Annotated in this window: 14 protein-coding genes; 5 read left to right on the plus strand and 9 right to left on the minus strand. The window is 64.5% G+C overall.

The window, feature by feature from the left end:
• The first annotated feature begins 325 nt into the window (after window positions 1-325).
• Window positions 326-1,009, plus strand: coding sequence for a rhomboid family intramembrane serine protease (locus ACQGNJ_RS00850; RefSeq protein WP_426687335.1), 684 nt, complete (start codon window positions 326-328; stop codon window positions 1,007-1,009).
• Window positions 1,010-1,014: 5 nt separating this feature from the next.
• On the opposite strand, the gene ACQGNJ_RS00855 is transcribed toward ACQGNJ_RS00850, so the two are convergent.
• Together ACQGNJ_RS00855 and tfpB are read right to left on the minus strand one after the other, a co-directional pair.
• Window positions 1,015-1,743: a glutamine amidotransferase gene (locus ACQGNJ_RS00855; RefSeq protein ID WP_426687336.1), complete on the minus strand. Its 729-nt coding sequence runs from the start codon at window positions 1,741-1,743 to the stop codon at window positions 1,015-1,017.
• A 33-nt stretch (window positions 1,744-1,776) separates the two neighbouring features.
• The gene (gene tfpB / locus ACQGNJ_RS00860) at window positions 1,777-3,597 is read right to left on the minus strand and encodes a type IV pilus assembly ATPase TfpB (protein ID WP_426687337.1); all 1,821 of its coding nucleotides are present in this window, start codon (window positions 3,595-3,597) and stop codon (window positions 1,777-1,779) included.
• A 95-nt stretch (window positions 3,598-3,692) separates the two neighbouring features.
• Between tfpB and glyQ the strand changes: the two genes are divergently transcribed.
• Together glyQ and glyS are read left to right on the plus strand one after the other, a co-directional pair.
• Window positions 3,693-4,616 (plus strand): glycine--tRNA ligase subunit alpha, encoded by a 924-nt coding sequence (gene glyQ / locus ACQGNJ_RS00865; RefSeq protein ID WP_426687338.1) that lies wholly within the window; start codon window positions 3,693-3,695, stop codon window positions 4,614-4,616.
• Window positions 4,613-6,760 (plus strand): glycine--tRNA ligase subunit beta, encoded by a 2,148-nt coding sequence (glyS, locus tag ACQGNJ_RS00870; protein WP_426687339.1) that lies wholly within the window; start codon window positions 4,613-4,615, stop codon window positions 6,758-6,760. The genes glyQ and glyS overlap by 4 nt, the downstream gene beginning before the upstream one ends.
• Window positions 6,761-6,819: 59 nt before the next feature.
• On the opposite strand, the gene ACQGNJ_RS00875 is transcribed toward glyS, so the two are convergent.
• A complete protein-coding gene (locus ACQGNJ_RS00875; protein ID WP_426687340.1) occupies window positions 6,820-7,389 on the minus strand; it encodes a helix-turn-helix domain-containing protein in 570 nt (189 codons plus the stop codon).
• Between the two features lie 288 nt (window positions 7,390-7,677).
• Here ACQGNJ_RS00875 and ACQGNJ_RS00880 point away from each other — a divergent pair, with 288 nt between their 5' ends.
• The gene (locus ACQGNJ_RS00880; protein WP_426687341.1) at window positions 7,678-10,704 is read left to right on the plus strand and encodes a TonB-dependent receptor; all 3,027 of its coding nucleotides are present in this window, start codon (window positions 7,678-7,680) and stop codon (window positions 10,702-10,704) included.
• 172 nt (window positions 10,705-10,876) lie between these two features.
• Window positions 10,877-12,751, plus strand: coding sequence for an MFS transporter (locus tag ACQGNJ_RS00885; RefSeq protein ID WP_426687342.1), 1,875 nt, complete (start codon window positions 10,877-10,879; stop codon window positions 12,749-12,751).
• Window positions 12,752-12,761: 10 nt separating this feature from the next.
• Here the strand turns inward: ACQGNJ_RS00885 and ACQGNJ_RS00890 are convergent, their stop codons facing one another.
• The 6 genes from ACQGNJ_RS00890 to ACQGNJ_RS00915 all read right to left on the minus strand — a co-directional run bounded on the left by ACQGNJ_RS00890 (window position 12,762) and on the right by ACQGNJ_RS00915 (window position 17,049).
• Entirely contained in the window at window positions 12,762-13,631 is an 870-nt protein-coding gene (locus ACQGNJ_RS00890) for a beta-lactamase induction protein (RefSeq protein ID WP_426687343.1), read from the minus strand.
• A 90-nt stretch (window positions 13,632-13,721) separates the two neighbouring features.
• Window positions 13,722-14,408 (minus strand): hypothetical protein, encoded by a 687-nt coding sequence (locus ACQGNJ_RS00895; RefSeq protein WP_426687344.1) that lies wholly within the window; start codon window positions 14,406-14,408, stop codon window positions 13,722-13,724.
• 66 nt (window positions 14,409-14,474) lie between these two features.
• Complete coding sequence (nudC, locus tag ACQGNJ_RS00900) at window positions 14,475-15,449, minus strand: NAD(+) diphosphatase (protein ID WP_426687345.1); 975 nt, start codon at window positions 15,447-15,449, stop codon at window positions 14,475-14,477.
• Window positions 15,450-15,460: 11 nt separating this feature from the next.
• Entirely contained in the window at window positions 15,461-15,829 is a 369-nt protein-coding gene (gene erpA / locus ACQGNJ_RS00905; protein ID WP_426687346.1) for an iron-sulfur cluster insertion protein ErpA, read from the minus strand.
• Window positions 15,830-15,875: 46 nt separating this feature from the next.
• On the minus strand, window positions 15,876-16,307 hold the full coding sequence (locus ACQGNJ_RS00910; protein ID WP_426687347.1) for a bactofilin family protein: 432 nt from the start codon (window positions 16,305-16,307) through the stop codon (window positions 15,876-15,878).
• Complete coding sequence (locus tag ACQGNJ_RS00915; RefSeq protein WP_426687348.1) at window positions 16,294-17,049, minus strand: DUF6776 family protein; 756 nt, start codon at window positions 17,047-17,049, stop codon at window positions 16,294-16,296. The genes ACQGNJ_RS00910 and ACQGNJ_RS00915 overlap by 14 nt, the downstream gene beginning before the upstream one ends.
• Between the last annotated feature and the right edge of the window lie 99 nt (window positions 17,050-17,148).

Here is a 17,148-nt window from a genome sequence, read left to right on the forward strand (position 1 = left end):
TGCAAGAGTAGGTCACCGCCAGGGGCTTTATCCTGAAACACCCTCACCGGAAACGGTGGGGGTTTTTCTTTGGTGCGGTGGCGACCACAGGTCGCGACCCGCAACAGGTCACCGCCAGGGGCTTTATCCTGAAACACCCTCACCGGAAACGGTGGGGGTTTTTCTTTGCCGACTTGCCGTCGCGATGCAGGAAATGACTATCGCCCCGAGCCTCCCCACACTCGGACGTCTTTGACTAGGTTTGCATGCCTCGTCATCATTGCTCACTTCCTTGATCGCCTATGATGCGCTTCGTACGGTCAGCGGGTCATGCCAGGAGCGGCTCTTGTTCATTCATGTGGAAACGCGCCGGCGTCCTCGTTGGCACTGGGCCACGCTTCTGGTGGTTTCGGTCTGCGTCATGTGTTTCGTGGTTCTGGCGTTGACGCCGCCACCCCAGCGGATATCCCTGCTGCTTGAGTGGGGTACCGTGCCGGCGAACATTTTCGATCCGCACGAGGCGCTACTGCCTCAGCTGACCGATCCCGCCCTCCTGCGCCTGTTCACTGCGCTGTTCATCCATGTCACCTGGCTGCACCTGCTCAGCAATCTGCTGTTCCTGGTGATCTTTGGCTTGCCTGGCGAACGCGCGCTGGGCTCGCTCCGTTTCCTGCTGTTGTTCGTGGTGGGCGGAATCGTGGCCAACCTGATCGGCGCGCTGTCACTGGCAGGAGTGCGCTTGCCGATCATCGGGTGCAGCGGTGCCGTATCGGCTGTGGTCGGCACTTATGTGGCGCTCTTCCCGCGCGCCCGCCTCGGCCTGGTGCTGCCACTGGGCCTGTACCTGGAGTTCGTACGGGTGCCGGCCTTCTTGTTGATCGGGATATGGGTTCTGCTGCAATTGCTGTTCAGCTATGCGGGCCCGAGCTACGGCGCCTACGTCTGGTGGGCACACATCGGTGGTTTCCTGTTCGGGGTGATGTTCGCCCTGTTCTCGCGCGAGGGGATCGCGCGCCGCTTGCGTGGCTGACGTGCTCAGCCCGCGGCACGTATCTGCAGATGGACGCTGGCGAACTGGCGCAGCAGGCGCCTGGCGAACGGTGTGGCGGCGACTTCCTTGAACACGCGCTTCGGGTCGCTGCCTTCGCGGCTCATGTCCGCGTGTTTGCGTCGGACATAGGCGCGCATCACTTCGGCATTGAATTCCGGATGGAATTGCACGCTGAGTGCCTGTGGGCCGTAACGCAGCCACTGATGTGGATCCCTGGCCGATCGCGCCAGCACGACGGCGCCGGCGGGCGCTTCGAGCACACTCTGCTCGTGCGTGGTGTGCGCGCGGAAACTCTGGGGAAGGCCATGGGCCAGCGAGTCGACCTTGCCGGCATCGGTCAAATTGATTGACTGCGTGCCGATTTCACGCCCGCCCGGGAGATAGCCGACCTGGCCACCCAGTGCGTGCGCCATCAACTGATGGCCGTAACAGACACCGAACAGTGGCAGGCTGATATCCATGGCGTCCCGGATCCAGCCCGCCGTGCGCTCGCTCCACGGCGCACGCTCGGTCACCATCGCCGCCGAACCGGTGATGATCGCGCCGGCGACCTCTTCCAGCGCTGGCAAGGCTTCGCCGTTCGCGACATCAACCACGCGAAGCTGCTGCGGACGCAAGTCGGCCCCGAGCCTGAACCAGTGCGGGAAATCGCCGTGGCGGGCGCGGATGGCGTCCGGGGCGCGGCCGGTACGGACGATCAGAACGGGTTTCATGCAGGGTGATGCTCGCGCATGGGTGGATGGCGGTTACGGTTGGCGATCTTCGAAGGCATCGATCGGCGGCAGCACGGTGAGGATCTCCTGCACGGTGGTCACGCCGGCTGCCACTTGATCGGCCGCCGAGATGCGCAGTGGGCGCATGCCTTCGGACAGCGCAGCCTGGCCGAATCCGCTGAGATCGAGCTGGGCCGAAATCATTCCGCGCAGGCGCGGCGACAGCTTCAGCATCTCGTAGATGCCAGTGCGGCCGAGGAACCCGGTGTTGCGGCATTCCAGGCAGCCCACCGGTTGAAACACCTGCGCAGGCACCGGCATGTCCCAGCCGTGGGTGAGCACGTTCCAGGCTTGCGGATCCTGCACGCCAGCCTGTTTGCAATGCGGGCAGAGGGTACGCACCAGTCGTTGCGCGACCACGCCGGTCAGGGTGGACTGGATCAGGTAGTGCGGCACGCCCAGGTCGAGCAGGCGGGTCACCGCACTCGGCGCGTCGTTCGTATGCAGGGTGGACAGCACGAGGTGGCCCGTCAGCGAGGCCTGCACCGCCATCTGCGCGGTCTCCAGGTCGCGGATCTCGCCGATCATGATGATGTCCGGGTCTTGCCGCAGCAACGTTCTCACGCCGGCGGCGAAATCCAGATCGATCGCCGCGTGCACCTGCATCTGGTTGAACTCCGGCGAGACCATTTCGATCGGGTCTTCCACCGTGCACACATTCAGTTCCGGCGTGGCCAGGTGTTTCAGCGTGGAATACAGCGTGGTGGTCTTGCCTGAGCCGGTGGGCCCGGTGACCAGCACGATGCCGTGCGGCCGTTCCACCATGCTGCGCCAGTTCGCGCCCTCGCCCGGCGAGAAACCCAGCTGCACGAAATCCTTCACCACCAGGTCGGGGTCGAAGATGCGCATCACCACTTTCTCGCCGAAGGCGGTGGGCATGTTCGAGATGCGCAGCTCCACTTCGCGGCCGGACGACGAGCGGGTCTTGATGCGGCCGTCCTGGGGACGACGCTTCTCGGCCACGTCCATGCGCGCCAGGATCTTGATGCGCGCGGTCACCGCGGTCATCACCGGTGCAGGCAGCTCGAAGACCTTCTGCATGATGCCGTCGATGCGGAAGCGGATATGACCGATGTCGCGGCGGGGCTCCAGGTGGATGTCCGAGGCGCGTTGCTCGAAGGCGTACTGCAGCAGCCAGTCGACGATGTGCACCACGTGGCGGTCGTCGGCACCGACCTCGCCGCTCTTGCCCAGCTCGACCAACTGCTCGAAATTCAGAATGGAGGCCGAGGCCGTGCTTCCAGTCTTGGCGTCCTGCGCCAGCTGGATGGAACGCTGGACGCCATAGAACTCCTGCAGATAACGGTTGATGTCGATCGGGCTGGCCACGACGCGCTTGATATCCCGCCGCAACATCTGGCTAAGGTCCAGTGCCCAGCCCGATTCAAACGGTTCGCAGGTCGCGAACGTCACCTCGCCCGGGGTGGCCGCGATCGGCAGGATCCGATGGCGCTTGGCATAGCCATGGCTGACCACCTGGGTTACCGACGCGACGTTGATTTTCATCGGGTCGATTTTCAGATAGGGCAGCCCGGCGTGGCCGGCCAGCCATTCGGTCAGGCTTTCCAGGCTCAGCGGACGCCCCGGATCGTGCTGGTTTGCCAGCTTCGCGTTCGCGATCACCACCAGCGGATGCAACTCCACCGTACTGCGTCCCGCCCGCGCGCCCATGCGCACCTGCTTGGCGTCGTCGGCCAGCAGATATCCATCAACCACCAGCGCTGCCAGCAGCTCGTCCAGCTCAAGGCGGCCGCGTCGGCCAAGCAGCGAAGCGATTTGCGGTGAAGCGGCCATCCGGTGGTTTCCCCGTACTGCATTTCCGGGTCTGGCCCGGTGGCAAAGCAAGCTGCAGCTATACTAACGCGCTTTACCCAAGGTCACGGAAAGCCATGTCCGCACGCACCTTCCAGGATGTGATCCAGGCCCTCAACCGCTACTGGGCGGCGCAGGGTTGTGTGTTGCTGCAGCCGCTCGATACGGAGGTCGGCGCCGGCACATTCCACCCCGCCACCTTCCTCCGCGCGCTGGGTCCGGAACCGTGGGCCGCTGCCTATGTGCAGCCCTCGCGCCGACCGACCGATGGTCGCTATGGGCAGAACCCGAATCGCCTGCAGCACTACTACCAATACCAGGTGGTGATGAAGCCCAATCCGGAGAACATCCTCGACCTATACATCGGCTCGCTGAAAGAGCTGGGGCTGGATCCGCTGGTCCACGACCTGCGTTTCGTCGAGGACAACTGGGAATCGCCCACGCTGGGCGCCTGGGGCCTCGGCTGGGAAGTCTGGTTGAACGGGATGGAAGTGACTCAGTTCACCTACTTCCAGCAGGCCGGCGGCCTGGAATGTCGCCCGGTGACCGGCGAGATCACCTATGGCCTGGAGCGTCTGGCCATGTACCTGCAAAACGTGGACAACGTCTACGACCTGGTCTGGACCGACGGCCCGCGCGGCACCGTGACCTATGGTGACGTGTTCCACCAGAACGAGGTGGAACAGAGCACCTACAACTTCGAACATGCCAACGTGCCCGAGCTGCTGCGTTGGTTCGATGTATGCGAGGCCACCGCCAACCAGCTGATCGCCGCCAACCTGCCGTTGCCGGCCTACGAGCAGGTGATGAAGGCAAGCCATACCTTCAACCTGCTTGATGCGCGCCGGGCGATCAGCGTCACCGAACGCCAGCGCTATATCCTGCGTGTGCGTACCTTGTCGCGCAGCGTCGCCGAAACCTATGTGGCGCAGCGCGAGAAACTCGGTTTTCCGGGACTCAGGCATGCGGCTGTGGCAAGCACCAGGGAGCAGGCTGCATGATCGCCGCCAAGTCATTGCTGATCGAGCTGGGTACCGAAGAACTGCCGCCGAAGGCGCTCGATGAATTGTCCGCCGCGTTCCGGCGCGGGATCTGCGACGGGCTGGCCAAGCGCGGCGTCGGCGCCGGTCTGGACCAAGCGCGAGCGTATGCTTCACCGCGCCGTCTGGCCGTCCATATTCCCGACGTGGTGGTGGCCCAGCCAGATCAGGCGATCGAACGCCGGGGTCCCGCATTGAGCGCGGCGCTGGATGCCGAGGGTCAGCCGTCGAAGGCACTGCTCGGCTTTGCGCAATCCTGCGGTGTCGGCGTGGACCAGCTGGAAAAACTGGAAACCGACAGGGGCAGCTGGTTTGTCTGGCGCAGCGTGACGCCGGGTCTGCCCGTGGCCTCGCTGCTGCCGGAGATCATCGACGAGGCCCTGAAGACCTTGCCGATCCCGCGACCAATGCGCTGGGCCGACCACGACTACAGCTTCGTGCGTCCGGTGCACTGGCTGGTGATCCTGCATGGCTCCGAGATCGTCGATGGCGAGGTGCTGGGGCTGCATAGCGGGCGCAAGTCGCGTGGACATCGGTTCATGCATCCGCAACCGGTGCACCTGGCCGACGCCGACGGTTGGCTGGATGCCATGCGCGCCTGCAACGTGCTGGCCGATCCGCAGGAGCGCCGGCAGCGCATCCATGATCAGATCGAGCGGGTTGCCGGCGCCACCGGTGGCGTGCCGCGACTGGACGCCGCCCTGCTCGACGAGCTCGCCAACCTCACCGAATGGCCGGTGGCGATCGCCTGCACATTCGAGCGCGAGTTCCTCGCAGTACCGCCGGAGGCACTGGTCACCACGATGGTGGCAAACCAGAAGTTCGTGCCGGTATTCGATGCCAGCGGCAACCTTACCGAGCACTTCATTGGCATCGCCAACATCGAAAGCAAGGATCCGGCAGAGATCCGCAAGGGCTACGAGCGCGTGATCCGGCCGCGCTTTGCCGACGCCAAGTTCTTCTGGGACGAGGACCTGAAGACGCCGCTGGCCAGCTACCAGGAACAGCTCAAGGGCGTGACCTACCAGCAGGCGCTGGGCAGCCAGTGGGACAAGACCGTGCGCGTGGCGGAGCTGGCGCGGGTGATTGCCAACCGGGTGGGCGTCGACGCCGGTTCGGCCACGCGAGCCGCCAGCCTGGCCAAATGCGATCTGCTGACCCGCATGGTCGGTGAGTTCCCCGAGCTCCAGGGCGTGATGGGACGGTATTACGCCAGCCACGACGGCGAGTCTGCGACCGTGGCCGAGGCTCTGGACAGCCATTACCAGCCACGTTTCGGTGGTGACCGTATCGCGGCCGACAAGCTTGGTCAGGTGCTGGCCGTGGCTGAACGGATGGATACCCTGGCCGGCATCTTCGCCGTCGGCATGAAGCCGGGCGGCAACAAGGATCCGTTTGCGCTGCGTCGAGCGGCGCTGGGTCTGGCGCGCACCCTGATCGAGGGTGGCCTGGAACTGGATCTGCGGGGGAGCTTCATCGAGGCGCTGGAGCTTTTGCCCGATGCGGCGCTGGAAGCGGGCCTCAAGCCCGGCAAGGATGGCAAACGCCCTGCATTGAACGCAGGCCAGCGTCGCGCGATCCTGCTCGACGAGCTGTATGACTTCGTGCTCGACCGCCTGCGCGGCTATTACGCCGAACAGGGCTTCGACCACAACCAGTTCGAGGCGGTGCTGGCCGTGCAGCCGGCCAGCCTGGCCGATTTCGATCGCCGTCTGCGGGCCGTTGCCGAGTTCGGCCGCTGTGCCGAAGCAGCCAGTCTGGCCGCCGCCAACAAGCGCGTCGCCAACATCTTGCGCAAGCAGGCGGATGAAGCTGGTGCGCAGCCGATCGGGCGGAACGTGGATCCGGCCCGTTTCGAAGCGGGCGCGGAACGCGAGCTGGCCGACGCCTTGGCCTCAGCCCAGCAGGACAATGCTGCCGCGCTGGCCGCCGGGGACTATGCCGCCGTTCTGGCGCGCCTGTCGCGCCTGCAGGCACCGGTCGACGCCTTTTTCGAAAACGTGCTGGTGAATGCTGACGATCCGGCCGTGCGCGCCAATCGCCTCGCGCTGCTCAACCAGTTGAAGACACAATTCGGCGCGATCGCCGACATCGCCCTGCTTTGATGCAGACACGAAAAAGCGCGGCAGCCAGTTGGCTGCCGCGCTTTTTCTTCGACGCTTGATCAGGCCGTCTCGCGTGCCTTGCGGATGCGGCTGCCAAGCTGCTGGTTGAATTCCACCATCGCCAGTGGATCGACGTGTGAGCCGCCGGGACCGAGGATTTCATAGAGCTGGGTAAGCAGGTCGGCATTGTCCGACAGGGAAAGCTGGCTGTCCGCCAGACTCAGTTCCGATTGCAGGATACGTACGGCGGCATTCAGTCGTTGCGTGTCCAGGGTGTTGTCGGTGGCCGTCCCAAATAGTTGGGGGCGGGTGTGGGGACGGTGCGGCGCGACCTTTTCCGAGCTGCGCTGATCTTCATAGTTCGCCGAATTCGGGTCGATCTGCAGCGTCCCCTCGCCAGCTACCAGCCAAACCAGCGATATACCGAGGGTGCGTGCCAGCGTGACGCAGCGAGCCCGCGACGGATCGGTGTTGCCGTCGCGCCAACTGCGTACCACACCTTCCGAGAAGCCGCACATTCTTGCGATTTCCGTGGCGCTGCCCACACGCTGGATGAGTAACTTAATGCGATCCGAGAACGAGCCCGGGACTGATTCGCTTGGTGGAGTAGCAGTTTCTTGCACGCTCATGGCATTTGCCTGCATGGGGAGCGAAAGTTGGTCAAGCGTTTAGCACTTTTTTTCTATAAAAGTCAATGACAAGACTGCATGCAGAAAGTTATGAAAGTGTTGACCTTCGCAAATCCTTGAATTAGTGTCGTATCAACTTGCGCTGGAGATTGCGCAGGAAAGTGCCTCAAAAGCATTTGGATGGACAGCGTCAGGCGGGTTGTCTGGGCTGTTGCCGTTGGATGGTTGAACACACAAAAAGTTTCATGTGCCCAGCTCGTTGGGCTGAACTCTGGGGAGTTACTACTGATGAATTCGCGTAAAAATTTCAAGACGGTGCAACTGCAGCGTACCGCGCTCGCCCTGGCATTGGGCCTGGGCTTTGCCGGACTGGCCTTCGGTCAGGCGACCACCGGTAGCATTTTCGGTCAGGCGCCGGCCGCGGCTGGTGAGACCGTCACTGTAAGTGGCTCCACTGGTGTCACCCGCGAGGTTGCAGTCGATAGCGCTGGCCGCTACCGCGTCACCAACCTGCCGCTCGGCACCTACACCGTCACCCTGAAGAAGGATGGCGTTGCGGTCGAGTCGCGCGACAACATCAACATCGTTGTGGGCGCCGGTACGACGGTGTCCTTCGCCGGTGCGGAAAACGCCCAGAATCTCGCAGCCGTGACGGTTCAGGCCAATTCGCTTCCCGTGATCGACGTTTCGTCGGTTGACGCTCGTACGGTCATCACCGCGCAGGAACTGGCCAAATTGCCGATCGGCCGCAATGCCGAAGCCATTGCTCTGCTGGCCCCTGGTGCGGTTTCCGGTAACGGTGCTTTTGGTCGCACCGTTTCGTTCGGCGGCGCTGGCGTTACCGAGAATGCCTACTACATCAACGGTTACAACACCACCGACCCGCTGAAGGCTCTTGGCGGCGTGGGCCTGCCGTACGGCTCGATCGACCAGCAGGAAACCTACACCGGCGGCTATAGCGCCATGTACGGTCGTTCGGACGGCGGCGTGATCAGCCAAGTGGGCAAGCGCGGCACGAACGAATGGCACTTCGGTGCACAGGTGACCTGGGCGCCGCGTTCGCTGGCCAATGATCCGGAAAACATCTATTACCCGAACGCGCAGCCGCCGGCGGGCTTTAGCTACAACAATCCGACCTTGCCGGGCACGATCTATCGTAACCGCAAGAACAACACCAGCTGGGATACGACCTATTCCGCCTACGTCGGCGGCCCGCTGATCCGCGACCGCTTGTTCATGTTCGTGGCCGCCGAGTCCGAAAAGCAGCAGGGTTCGTCCACGTCGACTTCCGCCGCCGGCGCACCGAACGTCAACCAGTACAAGTACAGCATGCCCAAGCTGTACACCAAGCTGGACTGGAACATCAACGACAGCAACATCCTGGAATACACCCACATCCAGAGCAACACGTCCTACGCCGGCGACCTTTACAGCTACGATTACGCCAGCGGCACACGTGGCACCCAGATCTCGGGTCACCCGACCTCGACCAAGGACGCCAGCAAGTACGACATCGCCAAGTACACCGGTTACCTGACCGATGACCTGACCCTGTCGGTGACCTACGGCAAGAGCAAGACCGACAACTTTACGGTCATCCCGGGTCTCAGCCCCACGCTGCCGTTCCTGTCGGGCGTGACGAACCAGGATCCGGCCATCACCGGTGGTACCCCGATCCGCAACGGCGTCGCTGCCTACGCAACCACCACCCCGGATGCCGGCAGCAAGACCCGCGGTCTGCGCGCCGACTTGGAATACCAGCTGGCTGATCACCACCTCGCGTTCGGTATCGACAACCAGTCCTACTTCGCCCATAACCAGGGCTCGGACATGGGTGGCCCAGGCTACATCTGGATCTACAGCAAGACCGCTCACCCGGGCACCCCGATCAACCCGACCCTCGGCGTTGGTGCGCCGGGCGGCAACGGTTACTACGTCCAGCAGTACATCTTCAAGACCACCACCAGCATGTCGGTGAAGCAGAAAGCCTTCTATCTGGAGGACAAGTGGCAGGTCAGCGACAACGTGATGCTGAGCCTGGGCGTGCGTAACGATCACTTCACGAACTACAACAGCGCCGCCAAGCCGTACGTCGATCAGAAGAACCAGTGGGCCCCGCGTCTGGGTGCCAGCTGGGACGTGTTCGGTGACCAGTCGTTCAAGGTCTACGGCAACTTGGGTCGTTACTTCCTGGCCCTGCCGAACAGCGTGGCAATTCGTGGCGCGTCCGCGTCCACCTTTACCCGCGAATACTTCACCTACACCGGTATTGATGCCAGTGGCAATCCGACCGGCCTGACCGCGATGGGCCCCGGCCCGGTCTCGGCCAACGGCGAGTACGGCATTGCTCCGGACAACAAGACCTTTGCTCCGACCGACCTGAAGTCGCAGTACCAAGACGAGGCGATTCTTGGCTTTGACAAGACCTTGGGCTCGGATTGGGCCTATGGTGCCAAGGCGACCTACCGGACGCTGCAGTCGGCGATCGATGACGTCTGCGACGGTGGCAAGATCGAAGACAAGCTGGTCGCGCAGGGCGTCGATACGTCCACACTCGATATCCACAGCTGCTACATCTTCAACCCGGGCCGTACCAACACCTTCCTGCTCAACGACTCGTCCACTGGCGGCTACAAGAGCGTCCAGATGTCGCAGGCGGATTGGGGTTTCAACCAGGGTGCCAAGCGCAAGTACTACGCGCTTGACATGTACCTGGAACATCCGTTCAACAACGGCTGGCAGGCACGCGTGGACTACACGTTCTCCCGCAGCTGGGGCAATACCGAAGGGCAGGTGCGTTCCGACCTGGGCCAGGACGACGTATCCAAGACGGAAGACTGGGATGCAGCTGAGCTGATGATCGGCAGCGGCGGCCTGCTGGCGAATAACCGTCGTCACCAGCTGAAAGTTCGTGGCAGCTACCAGATCACGCCGGAATGGCTGGTATCGGCAGCGGTTCGCATCCAGTCCGGTTCGCCGAAGAACTGTCTCGGTTACTTCGGTTCGAACCAGACCGACCCGATCGGCTACGGTGGTGACTACCACTACTGCTTCGGCAAAGTCAGTGGCAACGGCGCCGCGGGTAACACCCCGTGGACCGAGAAGGTCGATCTGGGCGTGGGCTATCGTCCGGCGTTCGCCGACCACAAATTGGGCTTCTCGCTCAATGTGTTCAATGTGCTCAACCAGCGTCGCGCGATTGCTACCGATCCGCGTTCGTCGACCAACGTGTCCACGCTTTCGAACACGTATGGCCTCGGTACGTACTACTCGTCGCCGCGCTATGTGCGCCTGTCGATGTCGTACGACTACTAAGCAACACGCACCAAGTAAGGGGCTTCCTGCCCCGAGCTGGGCTTGACGAAAACGCCACCCCAACAGGGTGGCGTTTTTTTTGAGTTGTACTGGCAATGTTTGCGCCGCAATACTTGCCCGACTCCCACTGCGTCGATACGCGGGCGTGGGGCATCCCACACCAGGACATCGCATGAGCCAATTCGCATTGCTGGGCAAACGGCGTTTCGCGCCGTTCTTCTGGACCCAGGCGCTGGGCGCCTTCAATGACAATGCATTCCGCAATGCGCTGGTGATGCTGGTGGCGTTCCAGATGAGCCTGGACGACCACACGGTGTCGCTCTATACCAATCTGGCGCCGGCGCTGTTCATCATTCCGTTCTTCCTGTTCTCTGCCACGGCCGGTCAGCTGGCCGAGAAGTACGAGAAGAGCCGGATCATCCGTTACGTGAAGCTGTTCGAGATCGGCGCGATGGCGCTGGCTGCGTACGGCTTCTACACCCATCACACCTCGCTGCTGCTGATCGTGCTGTTCATGATGGGCATGCACTCGACCATGTTCGGGCCGATCAAGTACGCGATCCTGCCGCAGGCGCTTAAGCGCGAGGAGTTGGTCGGCGGCAACGGACTGGTCGAGATGGGCACGCAGATGGCGATGCTGGCGGGCATGATCGCCGGCAACTCGCTGATGCTGGTGGCCGGGGTGGGGCCGCTGCTGGCGTCGGGTGCCACCATCGCGGTGGCCGTGGCCGGCTATCTGGTGAGTCGCAAGATTCCGCCTGCGCCGGCAACCGCGCCGGAGCTGAAATTCAACTGGAACCCGTTCAGCGAAACCGCGCGGGTGCTGGCGATCACCCGTGCCGACCGCGCGGTGTTCAACGCGATCCTCGGCATTTCGTGGTTCTGGTTCTTCGGTACCGTGCTGATCGCACAGCTGCCGATCTACACGCGCGAAACGCTGGGTGGCGACGGTTCGGTCAACACCCTGGTACTGACCCTGTTCTCGATCGGCACCGGCGTTGGTGCCCTGCTGTGCGAACGGATGTCCGGACGGCGGGTGGAGATTGGTCTGGTCCCGCTTGGTGCGTTCGGGCTGACCGCCTTCGGTGTCGACCTGTACTTTGCGCGTCATGGCGTGGCCGTGACGCGCGGGCTGGATTGGCTGGCCTTCCTGCATTCCACGGGCAGCTGGCGGGTGGCGCTCGACCTCACCCTGATCGGTGCGTTCGCCGGCTTCTACGTGGTGCCGCTGTTTGCCTTCGTGCAGGCGCGCGCGCCGCGCGAGAAGCTGTCGCGGATCATCGCCGGCACCAATATCCTCAACGCGTTGCTGATCGTGCTCGCTGCCGGGTTCGGTTTGGGGCTGGGCGCACTGGGGCTGGATGCCCCGCAGATCTTCCTGGCCGCGGCACTGCTCAACGTGCTGGTCGCCTGGTACATCTTCACCCTGGTGCCCGAGTTCGTGATGCGCTTCATCACCTGGGTGCTGGTGAACACGCTGTACCGGGTGCGCGCGGACGGGGCCGAGCAGATTCCCGAGGAAGGACCGGTGCTGCTGGTGTGCAACCACGTCAGCTTCATGGACCCGCTGCTGTTGATGGCCAACCTGCGTCGTCCCATGCGCTTCGTCATGTATTACAAGATCTTCAAGATCCCGCTGCTGAGCTTCGTGTTCCGCACCGCCAAGGCCATCCCGATCGCCGGGCGCAAGGAAGATCCGGTGGTGCTGCAGCAGGCTTACGACGCCATCGACGCCGCGCTGGCCGATGGGGAGGTGGTGTGCATCTTCCCCGAGGGCGGCCTCACCGGCGACGGCGCCATCGCGCCGTTCCGTGCCGGCGTCGAGAAGATCCTGGCCCGGCGGCCGGTGCCGGTGGTGCCGATGGCCTTGCGCGGGCTGTGGGGCAGTGTGTGGAGTCGGCGCGACTCCATGCTCGGTCGTTCCCGCCTGCCTCGTCGCTTCCGCGCCAGGGTCGAGCTGGTGGTCGATGCACCGCGTCTGCCGGAACACGCTGGCGCCGCCGAGCTGGAAGCGCGGGTGCGCGAGTTGCGCGGCGAGCTGGCCTGACGAAAGCGCGCTAGCTGACCCAGCCGCCGATCACAATCAGCGCCACCACACTCAGCCAGGCCAGCAACGCGCGCAGCAGCGCGCTGCGCAGCCGCTTCAATTCGGATAACGGGTCGCTGTGTTCCTCGGCGTAACCATCGCCCGCCACGATATCCGTCAGCACGTCGGCCTTGGCGGCGGCGCCGAGGAAACCCGGGCCAGCGCTGTACCAGCTGGTCGGTGCAGCCTGCTGGTGCCAGCGCTGCCACGCATCAAGCACCGCGTCCCAGTGACCGACCACGGCAAGGGTGAAGGTCAGCAGCTGGGCCGGCAGCCAGTCCAGCGCATTGGCCACGTAACCGCCGGCACGTTCGGCGGCGGGGTCCAGGTGAATCGTGTCGTCACGACCCAGCATCTGCGCCAGTCGGTACAGCAGCGCGCCAGCGGGGCCGAGCAGGAAGAACCACAGCAGCACGGCAAAACGACGGCGCAGCGCGGCATAGGCGATGGCTTCGCCCAGCGCCGGCGCGTTCCATGCAACCGGTTGGCCGAGGTCGGCGAGATTCTGCGCCGCCGCCTCGCGACTGACGCCGTCCGGTGCGTGCAGGATGGCCTCCAGGTCGGCTTCGAACTCGCGTGGGCCGAAGCAGTACAGCAGCACCGCCAGGCCAAACAGCAAGTGCAGCAGTGCGCCCAGCGGCGACCAGCCAAGCCACCAGGCGGCCAGCGCGCACAGCGCTGTCGGCAGCCCCAGGGTCAGCGCGACTCGAGCGCCGCCACTGGTGTCGCCGAGTTGCGCCACCCAGCGTCGGAACCAGCCATCGCCACGCCACCGCGCCAGTTGCGGCATCACGTGCAGCAAGCCAAGGGCGATCAGGACGACGAGCAGACGAATGGCCATGGGGAAACAGCTTCGCGGAAGTTGGCGACCATTGTATGCGACCGCCCGGGCGCATCGCGCGCCAGCGATGCAGCTCATCGCATGGGCATTTCAATGCCCGAAGATCGCTTGGCGCGAGATCGCCTCTACCGTGTCGTCGGCAGCGCTGTGCGCGGTCTGCGGGCCGCAGCCATCGGCCTCGAGTGCGCGTTCCATCAGCTGGCGCGTGACGAACTGATGGGGGCTTTGTCCCATCTTCATCCGCGTGTACTGGCAGCGATTGGCATGGGTCATCGCGCGTACCACCTGATGCAGGCTCGATCCCTCGTTGAGCACGATGCCGCGAACGTATGTCGCGTCTGCACCGGGCAAGCGCGAAACAGATGGCGGCTCCGCCATGCCGGTACGACCGCTCAACAAGGGCGAGTGATAGTCACCCGCTGGAGCCGCTGCCGCCGAAGCTGTCGGGCCGGGTTCGGCCGCCACTTCCGGCGCGGGAATCGCTCGCGACGCCGCTCGCGGAACTCGCATGTCCTGCACCGCTCGCTTCTGGACTGTACGTACGCGGCGTGGCGTGACCACCTGCGCCACCCATCGAATGAGCAGCACGTTGCGTTGCCCGCGCGGACCATCAGCAACAGCTCGGAGCGGAGTGACCGGGCCGAACAAAAGTGCCAGCAGAACCAGGTGCAGCGAAATGACAAAGCCGAGAATGCTTCCGCGACCGAATGCCACCAGCCACGCACGCCGCACGCTGTGCGTTTCCCGCGCCTGCAGATGAGTGCTTCCATGCGCCATCGCCGGTTTCCTGATCGGGTGCGGCAAATCAGACCGTGGCGGTGACGCGAAGTTCTGCTCGTGGATTCAGTGCGCGGCGGCGCCGTCGACCAGCGCATCCAATACGAGACCGGCCCGGCATTCCAGCCAGTACGCCAGCAACTGATAGGACACCGACAATCGGGTGGAGGGCACGAAGCTGCCGTCGGCGATGCCGTCGACGATCTGTTGCGGAGTGAACCAGCGCGCGTCTTCCAGCTCGTGATCGCGCCTGGCGATCTGCCGCGAGCGCGCTGTGGCGATGAAGCCGACCATCAGCGAGGCGGGCATCGGCCATGGCTGCGAGGAGTGGTAGCGCACTTCGTCGACGATCACGCCGGCTTCCTCGGCTACTTCGCGGCGCACCGCGTCTTCCAGCGCCTCGCCCGGTTCGATGAAACCGGCCAGGGTGGAGTAGCGGCCGGGCGGCCAGCCGGCCTGGCGACCGAGCAGACAGGCGCCTTCGTGTTCAACCAGCATGATCACAGCCGCGTCGGTACGCGGGAAATGCAGGCGCGCGCACTCCGGATTGGTGCATTGCGCGCGATGGCCGGCGGCGACCAGCAGCAGCGGCGCGCCGCAGTGCGAACAGAAGCGGGTTTCGCGCTGCCAGTGCGACAGGCCCTTGGCATAGGCGAACAGACCAGCTTCGTCCGCCGCCAGTTGCAGCCCGGCGCTGCGCAGGCTCGCCCGACGCGCGTCGAGCGCGCTCTCCAGTTCACCAATGCGTTCGGCATCGTCCGCCACCAGCAGGAAGTGCGGGCGTTCGTATGCCATGCCGAGCAGGCTGGCGCGGGTGTTGCCCAGCCAGCGTTCGCGTTCATCGACATCGAGCCAGCGCAGCTGGTCGCTGTCGCGGCGCAGGAACGCTTCGCCAGCGCCGTCCAGCAGCAGATAGCGCGCGGCACCCGAGCGCGCCTGCTCGACGATCCACACCGATTCGTCGCGCGATTCGGCCACGCGATCCAGCACCAGGCTGAGCCCGGCAAACGTGTTGGTGGGGGGAAGCCAGGCCCGGTCCATCGGCGGTTCCGTCAGGCGGAGAACGAAGAGCCGCAGCCGCAGGTCGTCTTCGCGTTCGGGTTGCTGATCACGAACTGCGCGCCGCTGAGGTTCTCCGCATAGTCGATCTGCGCGCCGCCCAGGTACTGCAGCGACAACGGATCGCACAGCAGGGTGACCCCGTCGCGCTCCACCGCCAGATCGTCTTCGGCCTGCGCCTCGTCGAAGGTGAAACCGTACTGGAAGCCCGAGCAGCCGCCACCGGAAATGTACACGCGCAGCTTCAGCGCCGGGTTGCCTTCCTCGGCAATCAGCTCATGCACCTTGTGCGCGGCCGCGGCGGTGAAGATCAGCGGCGTGCCGGCGCTCTGGTAGTCGGGAATCGTGAGGATGGTTTCCATGGCTTTCTAGATGGGGGCGTGGCGGACTGTAGCCAAGCATACCGCGTCAGGCCGGTACCGCCTCGTCCACGCCTGAATCCTGCGCCGGTGCAGGCAGGTTGCGCTGCGCTTCCTCGGCCTGGCGCGCAATGCGCCCATTGACCTGGGCACCGGCAGCCATCTCCAGCGTGTGATAACGCAGGTCGCCGTCGATGCGCGCCTGCGCCGCCAGCTCCAGCCGCACGCTGACGTGCACGTCGCCGGTCACGTGACCGTTGATCACCGCGTTCGGTACGTTGATCTCTCCGTGCACCTGGCCATGCTCGCTCAGGGTGAACATCGCGTCCTCGCCCTCGCCGATCACGCTGCCTTCGATCCGGCCGTCCAGGTGCAGCGCGCCACTGAAGCGTACGTCGCCACGAATCGAGGTGCCGCGTGCAATCAGGCTGGTTTCGTTGTTGCTGTGGTTGTTGCGGTCGTTGCGTCTACGGTTGAGCATCGTGGTCCCCTTGGGCGGTGGTGATGTTGCCACTCAGCGCGTCGCCCCACGCCACGGCGCGGTTCACCGCTTCGCCGCTGGCGGGCTGGACACTGATGCGCAGGCGCGTCGGGCGGAAATCCGCGGGCAGCACGATGGTGCCGTGCAACTGCTGGAAATAGGTGAAACGGAACGGCATGCCATCCTTCTGCGCGGCATCGCCCAGCGCGGCCCAGTCCAGCCGGGTGACCTTGTCGCCGCGCAGACCTTCCACGCTGACTTGCGCGTTGCCGGAAATCTCGTCGCCGCGTTTGGCGTTCTGGGTCAGGCTGAGGCTGAGGTTCCAGCCGCGCGAGCCGACGATCGGTTGCAGCTTCACTTCCTGCAGCTTCAGTCCCTGCCGCTGCGCATCGCCGCCGACCAGTCGCGCGTAGAAGCCGAGGTCCGCGCGCAATCCGCTGAGTTCCTCTTCGCGCTGCGCCAGCGTGCCGCGCAGCGAGCGCGTAGCCACTTCATTGACCTGGGCCGAGCGCTGCAGGTTTGCCAGCTGCTGCTTCAGGTCGTCGATCTGGGCCAGCAGAGCGCGCTGCGCCCGTTTGTCCACCACGGCCGGAGTGCTGGCGTGGCGGCCGAACGCGGCCACCGCGACACCGACCGCCAGCAGGCTGGCCAGCCAGCCCAGACCCAGCCACCACCAGCGTCGGCGATGGCCGGTATCGTCGTGGCGGCGCACCACGAAACGCGGTGGTGGTCGTGAGCCCATGCGGCTGTTCCAGGGGAAAACCCAAGGTATAGCCCCCGTGTGACGAAAGCGTCAAGGAACGGGCGCACGAATCGCGGGCTCCCGTTCAGTGCGGCGGAC

Source organism: Rhodanobacter ginsengiterrae (assembly GCF_050026815.1).
In the GTDB taxonomy this organism is placed as follows: Bacteria; Pseudomonadota; Gammaproteobacteria; order Xanthomonadales; family Rhodanobacteraceae; genus Rhodanobacter; species Rhodanobacter ginsengiterrae.